At 54.9% G+C, this 13,937-nt stretch carries 14 protein-coding genes; all 14 read right to left on the bottom strand.

From position 1 onward, the window contains the following. Positions 1-14: 14 nt before the first annotated feature. The 14 genes from hpt to HMPREF1992_RS09770 all read right to left on the bottom strand — a co-directional run bounded on the left by hpt (position 15) and on the right by HMPREF1992_RS09770 (position 13,936). On the bottom strand, positions 15-560 hold the full coding sequence (hpt, locus tag HMPREF1992_RS09835; RefSeq protein WP_021685751.1) for a hypoxanthine phosphoribosyltransferase: 546 nt from the start codon (positions 558-560) through the stop codon (positions 15-17). After that, positions 557-2,002: a tRNA lysidine(34) synthetase TilS gene (gene tilS / locus HMPREF1992_RS09830; protein WP_051290511.1), complete on the bottom strand. Its 1,446-nt coding sequence runs from the start codon at positions 2,000-2,002 to the stop codon at positions 557-559. Before tilS ends, hpt begins: the two co-directional genes overlap by 4 nt. A gap of 60 nt (positions 2,003-2,062) precedes the next feature. Further along, positions 2,063-2,509, bottom strand: a complete 447-nt coding sequence (locus HMPREF1992_RS09825) for a S1 domain-containing RNA-binding protein (protein WP_037359540.1) — start codon at positions 2,507-2,509, stop codon at positions 2,063-2,065. Positions 2,510-2,605: 96 nt separating this feature from the next. Beyond that, the gene (locus HMPREF1992_RS09820) at positions 2,606-2,905 is read right to left on the bottom strand and encodes a septum formation initiator family protein (protein WP_021685747.1); all 300 of its coding nucleotides are present in this window, start codon (positions 2,903-2,905) and stop codon (positions 2,606-2,608) included. After that, positions 2,883-4,040: an MGDG synthase family glycosyltransferase gene (locus tag HMPREF1992_RS09815; protein ID WP_021685746.1), complete on the bottom strand. Its 1,158-nt coding sequence runs from the start codon at positions 4,038-4,040 to the stop codon at positions 2,883-2,885. The genes HMPREF1992_RS09820 and HMPREF1992_RS09815 overlap by 23 nt, the downstream gene beginning before the upstream one ends. Positions 4,041-4,103: 63 nt before the next feature. Continuing rightward, on the bottom strand, positions 4,104-4,880 hold the full coding sequence (locus HMPREF1992_RS09810; RefSeq protein WP_037359661.1) for an SDR family NAD(P)-dependent oxidoreductase: 777 nt from the start codon (positions 4,878-4,880) through the stop codon (positions 4,104-4,106). A 65-nt stretch (positions 4,881-4,945) separates the two neighbouring features. Continuing rightward, the gene (locus HMPREF1992_RS09805; RefSeq protein ID WP_021685744.1) at positions 4,946-5,218 is read right to left on the bottom strand and encodes an HU family DNA-binding protein; all 273 of its coding nucleotides are present in this window, start codon (positions 5,216-5,218) and stop codon (positions 4,946-4,948) included. A 144-nt stretch (positions 5,219-5,362) separates the two neighbouring features. Continuing rightward, entirely contained in the window at positions 5,363-6,058 is a 696-nt protein-coding gene (locus HMPREF1992_RS09800) for an SAM-dependent methyltransferase (protein ID WP_021685743.1), read from the bottom strand. A 5-nt stretch (positions 6,059-6,063) separates the two neighbouring features. Continuing rightward, positions 6,064-9,348, bottom strand: coding sequence for a transcription-repair coupling factor (mfd, locus tag HMPREF1992_RS09795; protein WP_021685742.1), 3,285 nt, complete (start codon positions 9,346-9,348; stop codon positions 6,064-6,066). Further along, positions 9,345-10,955 (bottom strand): CTP synthase, encoded by a 1,611-nt coding sequence (locus HMPREF1992_RS09790; RefSeq protein ID WP_021685741.1) that lies wholly within the window; start codon positions 10,953-10,955, stop codon positions 9,345-9,347. Before HMPREF1992_RS09790 ends, mfd begins: the two co-directional genes overlap by 4 nt. 23 nt (positions 10,956-10,978) lie before the next feature. Beyond that, a complete protein-coding gene (rpoE, locus tag HMPREF1992_RS09785) occupies positions 10,979-11,308 on the bottom strand; it encodes a DNA-directed RNA polymerase subunit delta (RefSeq protein WP_021685740.1) in 330 nt (109 codons plus the stop codon). A gap of 20 nt (positions 11,309-11,328) precedes the next feature. Beyond that, entirely contained in the window at positions 11,329-12,987 is a 1,659-nt protein-coding gene (gene argS, locus HMPREF1992_RS09780) for an arginine--tRNA ligase (protein WP_021685739.1), read from the bottom strand. A 16-nt stretch (positions 12,988-13,003) separates the two neighbouring features. Next, positions 13,004-13,435, bottom strand: a complete 432-nt coding sequence (locus HMPREF1992_RS09775; protein ID WP_021685738.1) for a DUF1934 domain-containing protein — start codon at positions 13,433-13,435, stop codon at positions 13,004-13,006. Positions 13,436-13,471: 36 nt separating this feature from the next. Continuing rightward, the gene (locus HMPREF1992_RS09770; RefSeq protein WP_021685737.1) at positions 13,472-13,936 is read right to left on the bottom strand and encodes a chemotaxis protein CheX; all 465 of its coding nucleotides are present in this window, start codon (positions 13,934-13,936) and stop codon (positions 13,472-13,474) included. Position 13,937 lies beyond the last annotated feature (1 nt).

The following is a 13,937-nucleotide window of genomic DNA, read 5'->3' as shown; positions in this document are numbered from 1 at the left end:
TTCCCTCCTCCATATTATTCGTAGACAGAATGCTTCAGCACCCCGATATAGGGCAAATTCCGATATTTCTCCGCATAGTCAAGACCATAGCCCACGAGGAATTCGTCTGGGACCTCATATCCAAGGTAGTCAATCTGAACAGGTGCAACGCGGCGTGACGGCTTTGACAGGAACGAACAGATCTTGATGCTCTTTGGATGGCGTCCCTGGAGCATTTGTCGGAGATAGTGCATCGTCGTCCCGGAGTCGATGATGTCCTCCACAATAATAACATGCTGTCCCTCGATCGAGAAATCAAGGTCCTTGAGAATCTTGACCTGTCCGCTCGACACCGTAGCCTCTCCATAGCTGGAAACAATCATGAAGTCAAAGTCAATGGGCCGATCAATAGCACGCACGAGATCCGTAAAAAAAACCGCAGCCCCTTTTAGAATACCGACACAGTAAACCTTTTCGGAAGCGTCCCGGTAGTCGCGCGCAATTTCCTCACCAAGCTTCTGCACACGTGTGCGAATCTCCTCCGCTGAAAAACACACGCGCTCAATATCATCGCTCATCATCTGGCTATCGTCTCCTTCATACACGTAATGCTCAAAATATCCGTACTGGATTCCGTAAGCGGTGCAAGAATGCTTCGTCGTCCGCCCACAATCCAGAAAATCTCTTGTGTATCCGCAACAGCAACGAGGGGAATTGCATCCCTCATCTCACGCGGAATCTTATCGTCAATCAGGATATCCTTGAGTTTCTTTCGGCCAATAGGAAGCTGTAAATAGTCTCCCGGTCGGCGCGTTCGGAGAACCAGCGAAGGCAGCCCGCCAAGATCGGCATAGACAGCCTCCTGCGCGCGCATCTTACGCCAGTCGTCCGCACTCATACGGGTCAAACGTCGGATACAAAACGCCGTGCCCCGAAAGTTTATTATAGCATATTCACGAGTGAAAGGAAGTAAAATTTCTCCTTTTCCCGCAGGGGGCTTCACTTGTCCGCTGCGAAGGATTGACAAAACCCCATAACGGCTGGATGCATACCAATGATGCGGCATGTCACATCCCGCTGTGCCTGTTGCATGGAGCAGCGCACGCAGGCGCTCTTCGTGAAGATAGGAAAAATCCTGCATGCTCCCGGTCTCCTGTGCCCAGAAGAGCCGAAGGACACGCCTCTGCAGGGCGGGGTGAAGGTCACGCAGTGCCGATACAGAAATCCCCCCCGGGCATACGGCACGCTGAAATGACGCATCCGCAATCCCTGTCAGAAAATCATCCTCCTCACCGGCGAGACTGCTCAGTCGCGTGAGCGCTTCGCGAACGGCTGGATTGTACGTTCTCCTGAGCTCCGGCAGCAGAGCATGGCGAATCTCATTGCGCCGTGCGTCCAATGCGTCGTTCGTCGCATCGTGGCGCGGACACAGTCCACGTTCCTCCGTATATTTCTCGATCTCCGTACGCGCCACGCCAAGGAGAGGACGCAGGTGCAATCCATCCCACTCCCGCATGGCGGCAAGTCCGGCAGGTCCCGTACCACGTAGGATACGCAGCAAGACCGTTTCTGCGAGATCATCCGCATGATGCGCAAGGACAATAGCATCACAGTGCCGCGCTTCGCAGATCCGATGAAGAAATTCATAGCGGCAGATACGTGCAGCCGTCTCGAGCGATGCCTTGTGGGTACGCGCATAAGCAGGCACATCGCCCGACTCACATACAAATGGAATTTCTCGTACACCACAAAAGTCAGCAACAAAGTCTGCATCTGAACGAGAGTCCGCACCGCGAATTCCATGCTCATAATGCGCACAGATGATCTGCGCTCCTCCCTCTTTCTGCAAACAGTGGAGAAGATCGAGAAGGACAAGCGAATCCATGCCGCCGGAGCAGGCAACGAGAAGCGTACGTCCTGCATTGAAAAAATCATACGCGGACAGAATGCGTTCAATCTGTTTCTGCAAAATCGACTCCTGATACAAAAAAAGCACTCCGCATGGAGTGCTTTTTCTCTTCATATGCTGCGTCTCATAAAAGGCGAGAACGCGCAGGTCATCGACATCAGCACTTCCCTGTGATCAGCCGCGGCGAGATCCGCGACCGCCTCGCTTGGAGTCGGTCTTGCGGCGCAGGTCAGTAAGCCGCTCATCGCTGTCCTTCAGAAAACGTGAAAGCTTGTCCTCGAAGGAAGGAGATCCCATCTGACGCGAAGCAGCTGTGCGGCGCATATCGCGCGGAGCTCGCGGCGGACGCGCCGGAGCCGCAACCGGCTGAGCAGGAACTGCTGGCTTATCCTGAAGTGCCTTGATGGAGAGACCGATCTTTCCACGATCATCCACAGTGAGCACCTTAACCTTGACCGAATCACGCTCTTTGAGGAAATCATGCACATCGTTCACATAGACATCGGCGACCTCCGAGATGTGAATCAATCCTGTCTTTCCCTCGGGGAGTTCGACAAAAGCGCCAAAATTGGTGATGCCTGTTACGACACCCTCTACTACACTGCCAACTTCGATGGCCAATACAACTCTTCCCTTCAACATATAAACCGTCGGGGATATCCCCAGTTTTTATCACTCGCTCATTATACAGGGCAAAGCCGCTTTATGTCAAGAAGCTCAATTCCCATTCGAACGCTTTCCAGGTGCATAGGGAAGCTCTCCGGCGCCCGTCATCCCCAGCTCCTCACGAGCTAGCTTTTCGATGTAGGGAAGCTCCCCCAACCGCTCCTTCTCCGCACGAAGACGATCGTTCTCCGCCTGTGCCGCCGTCAAACGCTCCGTTGCGAGCGCTTGATCCTCATGAACGTGAGAGAGATAGAGTCCCTGTGATACGATCATCGAGCCGAAATAGCCCAAAATAACCAGCAGGGCAATGACAAACCAGCGTGGCCTTCTAGACGATCTTCTCTGCGCCATGCGTATGTCCTCTCTTCCTTGTCAACAGATCCACAAGAGCACTCGCCACCTCGCGTGCCGCCTTCTCGCGTGCACACAGACGCGCGGCTCTGCGCATCTCTGGAATCCGATGGGTCAGAATCTCCTCCACAGCAGGAGCCATATGCTCCCCTGGATGCAGCCACACTGCCGCCCCACGCCGTGTTGCATAAATCGCATTCTCCGTTTCAGGTCCTGGGATAGGGTCATGCAGGAGCAGCGGCAGCTCCGCAGCAAACGCCTCACTGATCGTAAGCGCCCCAGGTTTTGTAATGAGGAGGTCTGCGGCACGCATGAGTACAGACACCTCATCAGTATAGGCATAGACGCGAATCATATGCCGTGATGTCTGCGCCGCTGTACGTGCGTGTGCCGCAAGTGCTGAATTATGCCCCGCAACAACAAGAATGGTCAGTTTCTGTTTTACCTGTTCGAGCGCGGCAACTGTTCGATCCATACCGCCGAGACCGAGGCCTCCGCCCATCAGGAGAAGGGTTGGCAAATCCTCTGAAAGGCCAATGCGTTCCTGCGCCGCCCTGCGTTCCAGTGCGTAGTCTGCCGGTGCAATAGGAATTCCCGTCGCACGCACAGTGCATGCATCGAATCCACGCGACCTCATATCCTCTGCCATCTTCTCCGTGGCTACAAAGTACATGTCCACATTGCGTGTCAGCCAGATCGCATGGACGGCATAGTCTGTGAGGAGTGCCGTGAGTGCAAAGGAGCCTCCGTGACGGGCACGCCAGAGCGCTGCTGCCCCCTCGGGAAAGGGATGGGTTGCAACGATGAGATGCGGATCGTATGTCTGTATGATACGGCCTACGGTACGTACCATCACCTGTGCGAATGCACCACGTACAATACCGCCGCTCGTATTCTTCCCGGCAATGCGGAAGAACACATCATAGAGATCGGGCACGAAGCGCAGCATTGTCAAATAGATCCGCTTCATCAGGTAATGGATGATGGAGACTTCACGCGCCATAAAGTCGACGACATCCACCTGCATCGCGTCCGCCTGAGGATGCGCCTCGAGTGCCGCGCGAATTGCCTCCGCAGCCCTCGTATGTCCGGAGCCAATGGATGCCGTCAAAATGAGAACACGAGCGTGCTCCATGCTCCACCTCCTCGCACAATCATGATTATTCTATCACAATTTTGAGCGACGGACAAAATTTTTTTACGCGGTGAGACCTCCATCGACACCATAGATGCTCCCCGTCACCCATGCTGCCGCTGGTGAGGCAAGAAAAACGATTACAGCAGCGATCTCATGCGGTGTCCCGATTCGCCCCAACGGGTAGACGGCAGACATCTCGCGCAGCTGCTCATTGCGGGAGCGATGCGGAGAGAGCTGCCCCTCTGTCATCGGTGTCAGAACATCCGCAGGCGCAACCGCGTTCACACGTACATGGTCGTTCGCCAGTTCCAGGGCGAGCGAGCGGGTAAAGGCGATGACCGCCCCCTTCGTCGCCGCATATGCGCTGCAAAAGTAATTTCCATGAAGCCCCGCATCCGAGGCAACATTGACAACACTGCCGCGTGTTTTTCGCAAGTATGGCAGTGATGCCTGCGTCAAGTGAAAGGTCCCCTTGATGTTCGTCTCCATCAAGCGGTCCAGCTCCTCCTCTGCAAGATCGTCCAATGCCCCTTCTGCATAGATGCCTGCCGAGTTGACCAGGATGTCGATGCCTCCAAATATGCGCATGGTCTCCTCTGCCGCACGTGCGCAGTCCAATCGGCTGCATACATCACCACGAACAAAATGTGTTCGCTCTCCTGCTGCAATCGCATCCAGGGCTGCCTGTCCGCGCAGATCACTGCGTCCCATCAGCACAACCTGCGCACCACTTGCACAAAAGATCTCTGCTGCAGCAAGTCCAATCCCTGATGTTCCTCCGGAAATCAGTACCGTCTTTTCTGCAAATAACTTTTTTGAAAAAAAATCGTGTTTCATCTGCATCTTACCGAAAAAAACCGGACTCCCCGTAGGAAGTCCGGTTTCACGTTCAAGGGAACCGATTAGTTCACAGCATCCTTCAGAGCCTTGCCAGCCTTGAACACAGGCATCTTCGAAGCCGCAATCTGAATCTCCTTGCCCGTCTGCGGGTTACGCCCCTTACGAGCCTTGCGGTCCTTCACCTCGAATGTGCCAAAGCCGATGAGCTGAATCCTGTCGCCGCTGGAAAGCGCATTCTTGATCGTCTCGAAAACGGCATTGACCGCCTTCTCTGCATCCTTCTTCGTCAGACCTGCCTGCTCTGCTACGTTTGCGACCAATTCCTGCTTGTTCAAAGTAGCATCCTCCTTTTAGATGTTTTCCTTTTTCTTAGCGACCACGTGGGCCGCGCTGTCATGAGAGAATTTAACAGAATTACCTAGAAAAATCAAGGGGGAAAAACAAAAAAAAGTATTTTTTCCCTAAAATCCCCCATTTTTTTAGCTTTTTTCCCAAAAAACAGGGGTGTATGGAACAAAAAGTGTGGTCAGATGATCGATATCTTCCTGCCAATCGAGTTCAAAAAGTGGGATGCGCCGAATCCGTTCATCGGGGAGTGCCAGATGATGCAGATAGATGACCTCCTGTGTATCAGGAAAGTGCTCCATCAGCAAAATCTTGAGGTCAGATGCAATCTCACGGGAGTAAAGCTGCGTGATGACGAGATCCTGATCCGGCGGCGCGGCCACCGCCTCCTCATTCAGCGCATCAACAATCGAAAGACCATTCACGGGATCAATACCAAGTGCGGCAAAGAGAGGCTCCAAAAAGCTCATCGCGGGCAGGATCTCAATGTTTATCTCCATCTCCGTCACCCGTTCCCGCAGAAGCTGCACAGTCCGCTCGGCAACGAACGGACTGCCTGGAACAAGGTAGAGGATATCAGCCGCCCGTGCGCGTGTAAACAGATCATCCACAATGCGCTCGTACAGCTCATCAAAATCCTCTGCATCCTCATAGAACGCATCGTAAGTCTCATACGAAATCCCTGCCGCATCCAATGCCTCTACGGTCGGATGGATGCGCGTGCGCAGGAGGATATGTTCCGCCGTCTCAATACGCGCCCATGTCTCCCGCGTGATAAGCCCTGCATCCCCGGGGCCAAGTCCCGCCACTGTCAGTTTATGGTCTGCCATTCCATTTATCCCTCACTCACCATTTGAACGACCTCTAGTGCCGTGTCCAAGATCTCTCTGCGCTCCTTTGGCTGGAGGCGAATGCGATATCCAGCCCCCTCCGGCAAAGGACCAACACGCCGCCCAAAGACGCGATCGAGGCGCATCAGTGCCGGCAGCGGCAGCTTCTCTCCCTCAGGCAGGGCAAGATCGAGCACCTCTCCCTTCGCCACAATGCTGCGCGCTGAAAAGGAACGTGCATAGTTCTTGATCCGCGCAATATCCAGGAGCGCAAGAACAGGGCGCGTAGGCTCACCGAAGCGGTCGATCAGCTCATCGAGCAACGCATCCAGATCCTCGTTCGTCCGCACAGCGGCGATTTTCTGATAGATCTCAATCTTGTGCATCGCATCGTCAATATACCCGCCGTCGAGATAGGCTTCCACCGGCAGATCAATGACCGTCTCGATGGGCGGCGGTGCAGGTGCTTCGCCCTTCTTGCGTGCAACCGCCTCCTCGAGCAGCTTCACATACATCTCAAAGCCAACCCCCGCAATATGACCGTGCTGCTGCGCACCGAGGAGACTCCCTGCACCGCGAATCTCAAGATCCCGCATGGCGATCTTGAATCCCGAGCCAAGCTGTGCAAACTCCTTCATCGCCTGCAGTCGCTTTTCCGCTGTCTCGCTGAGCACCTTGTCACGCCGATAGGTAAAATAGGCAAATGCCATCTTCGCTGAGCGGCCGACGCGTCCGCGCATCTGGTAGAGCTGCGAGAGTCCAAAGCGATCTGCATCGTAGATAATGATGGTATTGGCATTTGCGACATCAATGCCATTCTCAACGATGCTTGTGGCAAGCAGGATGTCATAATGCCCCTCATAGAAGTCCATCATAACCTGCTCTAGGATGTCCTCGTTCATCTGACCGTGAGCCGAGGCAATGCGTGCCTCGGGAACGAGATGGAGCAGATGCTCACGCATACGATCAATGCTCTCCACACGGTTGTAGATGAAGTACACCTGTCCGCCGCGCGCAAGTTCACGCTCAATCGCCCCGCGCATCATTGCATCACTGCTCTCTACGACATAGGACTGTACAGGCAGACGATCGGCGGGCGGCGTCTCGATGATGCTCATGTCACGCGCGCCCGCAAGCGACATATGGAGCGTGCGCGGGATGGGTGTCGCTGAAAGCGTCAGCACATCGACTCCCGCCGCGAACTCCTTGATCTTCTCCTTCTGCGCAACACCGAAGCGCTGCTCCTCGTCAACGATCAAGAGGCCGAGATTCTGAAAGCGTACGCGTTTTCGGTTGAGAATCGCGTGCGTACCGATGAGGATGTCCACGCGCCCGCGTGCCACCTCATGCAGGGTTGCCGCCTGCTCTCGCACAGAGCGGAAGCGGCAGACGACATCCACCTTTGGTGCGAAGTCCGCAAAGCGTGCTGCAAAGGTCTGATAGTGCTGCTGTGCAAGAACCGTCGTAGGAACGAGCACGGCGACTTGAAAGCCGTCCATCGCCGCCTTGAATGCGGCACGTACGGCAACCTCCGTCTTGCCAAACCCCACATCGCCGCAGAGCAGGCGATCCATCGGCTTCTCACTCTCCATATCGCGCTTGATCTCTCGAACGGCGCGCAGCTGATCCTCCGTCTCCTCGTAGGGAAACGCCTCCTCGAACTCGCGCTGCATGGCATCGTCCGGCATAAAGGCGTGCCCCTTAGCAAGCTGACGCTCGGCATAGAGCTCGAGCAGATGATCGGCGATGTCCTCTACAGACTTCTGTGCCTTTGCGCGCGCCCGTGCCCAGTCCGCCGTCCCCATGCGGTGTAAGCGCGGTGCTGCGCCCTCAGAGCCGATGTACTTTTGCAGGAGTCCAACCTGATCCGTCGGTACGAAAAGTTTATCATCCCCGCCGTACAAGATTCTCAAATAGTCACGATGAACCCCGGCGACCTCAAGTGTCTCAACGCCCAGATACTTACCGATGCCGTGCGCTGCATGGACGACGTAGTCACCGGGCGCAATCTCTCGAAAATGACGAATACGCTCTCCAGCGGACACTGAGCGGCGCAGCTTAACCTTATGCCGCCCAAAAATGTCCTGCTCGGTGAGAACAGCGATGTGTGCAGACCCCAGCTCAAATCCTGCGCGCAGGCTCCCTGAGGTAATTAGGACGGCCCCCTCTGCGGTATCTCCCTCCTTGCGAAGGACAACGGCAGAGAGCTTCCAGCCCATCAGCATATCACGGATAAGATTTGCCCGCTCGGCACCGCCCGCAAGCACAAGCACACGTGTCCCATTAGCAAGATAGCGATGCAGCTCGCTTTCAAGCAGCGCAAACTGACGCTGAAAAGCGGTCATAGGAACCATCTGAAAGGCAATCAGTGTCTTCGGTGTACAAGCTGGAAAAGAACGGCTCATGAGCGAGGCAAAGATCTCATGCCCTGCCGCCCCGGCCGCAACCATCTCCTCCCATGAAAACATACGCGCCGCACGTACCTCGTCCTCCTGGCGGGCATCCGTCAGTGCCGCAATCAGGCGCGAGGGCTCATCAAACACCGTCACCCCTCTGCTGCCGAGGTACGTCAAAAAGCACGCCTCCCCCTCATCATCCGCTGCACGCAGAGGCATGATGGAAGCCGTGCCAATATTTTTGATGGAGCGTTTCGTCAGAGGGTCATACTCGCGCATGGAATCGATTTCCGCGTCAAAGAACTCCACACGAATAGGTGAGAGTGCATTAATCGGAAAGATATCCACAATGCCGCCGCGTACACTGAACTGTCCCACATGCTCTACTTCGGCGACATGTTCATAGCCAAGAACACTCAGACGCTCAAGCAGTGTCTCACGCGGGAGACTTTCTCCAAGGCGCAGGGAAAGTGCCGCACGCGAGAACTCTGCCGTACTGAGGCCCTTTTGCATCGCTGCCCCGATGTCCGCAAGAACAATGATCGGCTCACCGCGCAGGAGACGAGCAAGAATATTCATGCGTTGTGCCGACCGCTCCAGGCCTTTCGCGGCGCCAGGCGCTGCAAAGTCAATGTGATCCAGCTCCGGCAGCTCGTAGACATCTACTTCGGGAAGAAGCGCGGTTAGATCCTCCTGCCAGCCCCGGAGTGCTTCACGACCGGCGGTAACAACAGCAAGCGGACGAGGACTCGCGTCATAGGCGGCGGCCACAGCAGCATGCTTCATCGAGCCTGCAAAGCCATGTGCGAGAATCTGTCGAGGATCCTCTCTCAGCATCTCTGATAGCCGACGCACGGAAGAGTCTGCATGCAGTTCGGAAAAGAATATGTTCATTTGGAAACGGCAGAGAGCGCTGCTCGCACAAAGCCGGCAAAGAGCGGATGCGGATGATTCGGCCGCGACTTGAGCTCCGGGTGGAACTGTGAGGCAACAAACCACGGGTGATCTGCAATCTCAACGACTTCGACCAGGCGATTATCCGGGCTTGTCCCCGCAATCACCAGGCCTTTCTCCTCCAGCTGCGACCGATAGCTGTTGTTGAATTCAAAGCGATGACGATGCCGCTCACTGACCTCTCTCTCTCCATACTCCGCATGAGAGAGAGACCCCTCTGCCAGGATGCAGGGATAGGCTCCAAGGCGCATCGTACCACCCTTTTCCTCAACATCCTGCTGATCCTCCATCAGTGCAATGACCGGATATGGTGTCTCAACAGCGAACTCTGTACTATGGGCATTGGAAAGCCCCGCAACGTGACGTGCAAACTCAATAACAGCACACTGCATCCCCAGGCAGAGTCCGAGGAAGGGAATCTCATGCTCACGCGCATACTGGATCGCACGGATTTTTCCCTCAACGCCGCGGTCGCCAAATCCGCCGGGAACGAGAATCCCCCTGCAGCCGACAAACAGCTCATCGAGATCCACATTTGGATCCTCAAGCTCTTCAGCATTGATCCATACGATCTTAACCTGGGTATCGTTCTCGATACCTCCGTGGTGGAGCGCCTCTGTCACTGACATATAGGCATCCGGCAAAGCAACGTATTTGCCAACAACGGCAATCTTCACCTTCTTCGAGGGATGATTGATCTTAAAAACCATCTTCTCCCATGTCTCCATATTGGACGGGTCGAAGTTCATCGCCATCTTCTCAAGAACGATGCGGTCGAGGCCTTCCTGCTGCATCATCAGAGGAACCTCATAGATCGTCGACGCTGTCCGGTTCTCAATGACTGCGTCTGCATCCACATCACAGAAAAGTGCGATCTTTTCCTTCATCTCGCGCGGAATTGGCTGCTCCGTTCGGCAGACTAGGATGTCCGGCTGAATGCCGATCGCACGCAGCTCCTTGACGCTATGCTGAGTTGGCTTCGTCTTGAGTTCCCCCGCAGCACTGATGTAGGGCAGCAGTGTTACATGGATATAGAGGGCATCGTTCTTCCCGACTTCCTTCTTGACCTGGCGAATTGCCTCAAGGAAGGGCAGGCTCTCAATATCCCCCACCGTTCCGCCGATCTCCGTGATCACAACATCAGCATTGTCGGCCTTTGCTACATCGTAGACACGCTGTTTAATCTCATTCGTGATATGCGGGATGACCTGCACTGTTGAGCCGAGGTAGTCGCCATGCCGCTCCTTGTTAAGCACCGTTGCATAGACCTTACCCGTCGTGATATTCGACCGCTTCGTGAGGTTGATGTCAATAAAGCGCTCATAGTGACCAAGATCAAGATCCGTCTCCGCACCATCGTCTGTAACAAACACTTCGCCGTGCTGATAGGGGCTCATTGTTCCTGGATCGATATTGATATAGGGATCAAATTTCTGAATCGTAACCTTGAGTCCGCGATTCTTGAGCAGACGGCCAAGGGAGGCCGCTGTAATACCCTTCCCAAGCGATGAAACAACGCCGCCCGTGACGAAAATATACTTTGCCATGCCCTTCCTCCTCACGCCTTACATCAGTTCTGAATACTCTCGAGCTTCTTCTTGCGCGTTGTCTCCTTCGTGGCAGGCGTCTTTGCCGCTGCGGAAGACGCACGTGACGAGGAGCGCTTGACCTCAGGCGGAACCCACTCGGTCAGTCCCCATTTGCTCTCTCCCTCATAGTGAAAACGACTGTCCATATTCATCATCGTATAGATCTCGGAGATTGCCATCGCCTGTGACTGGACGGGCTTGTGTATCACTTCGATAACCTCGAGAATCAGATCCTTGTAATGTACCGGTGTTCCCTTCTTCGCAAGAAGGTGATAGGCGGCATCCACTTCTGACATATGTTCAAAATCCATAGCTGCGCTCCTTTCAGCGATTACATTTTCTCTGGCGCCGAAACACCAAGTACCCCAAGGCTGTGACGAATCACGTGTCCTGCTGCGAGCACGAGTGCCAGGCGTGCAGATGCAAGCGGCGGCTCCTGACCGACAATACGGCATTTATTGTAAAACGAGTGGAATGCACCCGCCAGTTCATGACTGTAGCGTGCGATGCGCTGCGGCGCGAACTCTGCCGCCGCACGTGCGATCTCCTCTGGATAGGCAGCGATCTTCTTGATGAGGGCGATCTCCGTCTCATCCGTCAAGAGTGCAAGTTCTTCTCCATTCTTCACGGCAATGCCCGCCTCATCTGCCTGACGGAAGATGCTTGATATGCGTGCATGCGCATACTGGATGTAGTAGACGGGGTTCTCATTGGACTTCTTCGTCGCAAGGTCAAGATCGAAGTCCAATTGGCTGTCGAGCGAGCGCATCAGGAAGAAATAACGTGCCGCATCGACGCCGACCTCCTCCATCAGCTCACGCAAGGTGACCGTTTCTCCCGTACGTTTGCTGAGTTTGACAAGCTGTCCGTCACGATAGAGGCTCACCATCTGCAGCAGCAGCACCGTGAGCTTCTCCGAATCATGACCGAGCGCCGCCATCGCAGCCTTGACACGAGCCACATAGCCGTGATGATCCGCTCCCCAGATGTTGACGAGACGACCGTATCCACGCTTATATTTATCATCATGATAGGCAATGTCTGCCGCGAGGTAGGTAGGCACACCGTTATCACGAAAGATGACGCGGTCCTTGTCATCTCCGTAGTCCGTCGAGCGCAGCCAGACGGCACCGTCCTTCTCATACGCCGTGCCACGCTCCAAAAGAACATCCACAACGCGGCGCACAGAGTCCGGATGGAGCGTACGCTCACTGAACCAACGGTCAAATGTCACGCCGAAATCCGCCAGATCCTCCTCAAGTGCCGCCAGCTTCTCACGATAGGCAACATCTTGGAAAATCCGCAGACGCTCCTCCTCAGGAAGAGCGAGATATTTATCCCCGTCACGATCAATGATGCGCTGCGCCGTTTCCACAATATCCGCACCGTGGTAGCCGTTTTCGGGGAAGTCCACAGTCTTTCCGAGAAGTTCCAGATAACGCGCATTCACGGACACAGCGAGCAGATTCATCTGATTGCCCGCATCGTTGACATAGTATTCACTGTCCACTGCGTAGCCCGCCGTACGCAGCAGCTTGACGAGCGCCGATCCCACCGCTGCACCGCGTCCATGGCCGACATGAAGCGGCCCCGTTGGGTTCGCACTGACATATTCCACCTGAATGCGCGGCGCACTATTGGGCGGCAAAGTGCCGAACCCCTCACCTGCAGCAAGAACAGCACGCAGCGTATCCGCAATCACCGATTTCTTGAGATAGAGATTGAGGAAACCTGGTCCCGCAACCTCAGCATGATCGAGCCACTCCCCCGTGAGATGCTCCTGAATTGCCGCCGCAATCTTCTGTGGCGCCTGACGAAAGACACGTGCCGACTGCATCGCAAAGTTCGTCGCGAAGTCACCAAGTTCCTTTTCCGGCGGTTCCTCAAGAAGGATGGCGGGGAGTGCCGCTCCCTGCGGCAGCTGTCCCGCATCCACAGCCTCCTCCACGGCACGTATGAGTGCCTGCTCAATCTGCTGTTTAATATCCACCTTCGATACTTCTCCTTTACATCGGCTCAATTCGTATTTCCAAAGTATTATCGCTCTGCCGCACGCCGTCCACATAGAGTGTGTAGAAAATGTAGATCTCCTCCCGCCCATCCGGAAATGTACGCATGCGCAGACGTCGCGTAAGTGTATTGATCAAAAATGCGCCATAGGGCGTACGATAGCTGCTCGTACGCTCCTCACCGGCTGCAAAGTACTGTGTCCAGCGCACGAGTCCGCGTCGCTGCAGCATAACGCCTACAGCATTGATGCGCAGCACCGTTGGAATGACCGCACCGTCAATCAGCTCCCCATCATCGTAGCTGATATAATGGCTCTCACCACGCAAAAAACGCCGTCCTGTAACGGACAGCGCAATGCGGCTCTCCTCGCCCGCAGCATCCACCTGTCTCCCATCGAGAAAGACACGCACCTGCTCCGCACCCTTCATCGAACGCTCCCTCCGATAAAAAGTGTCCTGCACAGCTTACGTCTGGTCGACGGCGATCGCAAGATCCACCAGCTGACCACTCAGATTCATCTCCACGACGAGGTACTGCCCATCGCTGATCTTCACTTCAAAATCCTGCCCTACAGTGAGTGACGGCGTAGAAATATCGACATCGAGACCTAGTCCTGTGATATTCGTCGCCGTATGCGCCGTCAGCATATTACTGAGCTCTGAGATGGCACTCTGCGCCATCTCATCAAAAACCTCTACCGGCATTCCCATCATCATCTGAGATGCAATGAACTTTGCCGCATCCTCACTCATGTTGTAAACAACATTCCCACGAATCTGCTTCGTAAAGCCAACCAACATCGATACCCCACGACTCTGAACACGCGTCGAAGCAGTATAAAGTTTCGCTCGTGTCGGCTCAGGAAATCCGAGCATCGGCATGACCGTCGTAAAGGCATCTACAAAAGGGTTGATCAGTTTTGCATCCATT

Source organism: Selenomonas sp. oral taxon 892 str. F0426, assembly GCF_000468035.1.
GTDB lineage: Bacteria > Bacillota > Negativicutes > Selenomonadales > Selenomonadaceae > Centipeda.
This window is presented reverse-complemented; position numbering and strand designations above follow the sequence as displayed.

What these genes read in the sequence shown, in the direction of transcription:
- HMPREF1992_RS09815 (WP_021685746.1), bottom strand. Translation starts at nt 4,040, where the DNA reads ATGGAGCACGCTCGTGTTCTCATTTTGACGGCATCCATTGGCTCCGGA.
- HMPREF1992_RS09810 (WP_037359661.1), bottom strand. Translation starts at nt 4,880, where the DNA reads ATGAAACACGATTTTTTTTCAAAAAAGTTATTTGCAGAAAAGACGGTA.
- HMPREF1992_RS09790 (WP_021685741.1), bottom strand. Translation starts at nt 10,955, where the DNA reads ATGGCAAAGTATATTTTCGTCACGGGCGGCGTTGTTTCATCGCTTGGG.
- HMPREF1992_RS09800 (WP_021685743.1), bottom strand. Translation starts at nt 6,058, where the DNA reads ATGGCAGACCATAAACTGACAGTGGCGGGACTTGGCCCCGGGGATGCA.
- rpoE (WP_021685740.1), bottom strand. Translation starts at nt 11,308, where the DNA reads ATGGATTTTGAACATATGTCAGAAGTGGATGCCGCCTATCACCTTCTT.
- HMPREF1992_RS09770 (WP_021685737.1), bottom strand. Translation starts at nt 13,936, where the DNA reads ATGGATGCAAAACTGATCAACCCTTTTGTAGATGCCTTTACGACGGTC.
- mfd (WP_021685742.1), bottom strand. Translation starts at nt 9,348, where the DNA reads ATGAACATATTCTTTTCCGAACTGCATGCAGACTCTTCCGTGCGTCGG.
- HMPREF1992_RS09820 (WP_021685747.1), bottom strand. Translation starts at nt 2,905, where the DNA reads ATGGCGCAGAGAAGATCGTCTAGAAGGCCACGCTGGTTTGTCATTGCC.
- tilS (WP_051290511.1), bottom strand. Translation starts at nt 2,002, where the DNA reads ATGAAGAGAAAAAGCACTCCATGCGGAGTGCTTTTTTTGTATCAGGAG.
- HMPREF1992_RS09775 (WP_021685738.1), bottom strand. Translation starts at nt 13,435, where the DNA reads ATGAAGGGTGCGGAGCAGGTGCGTGTCTTTCTCGATGGGAGACAGGTG.
- hpt (WP_021685751.1), bottom strand. Translation starts at nt 560, where the DNA reads ATGATGAGCGATGATATTGAGCGCGTGTGTTTTTCAGCGGAGGAGATT.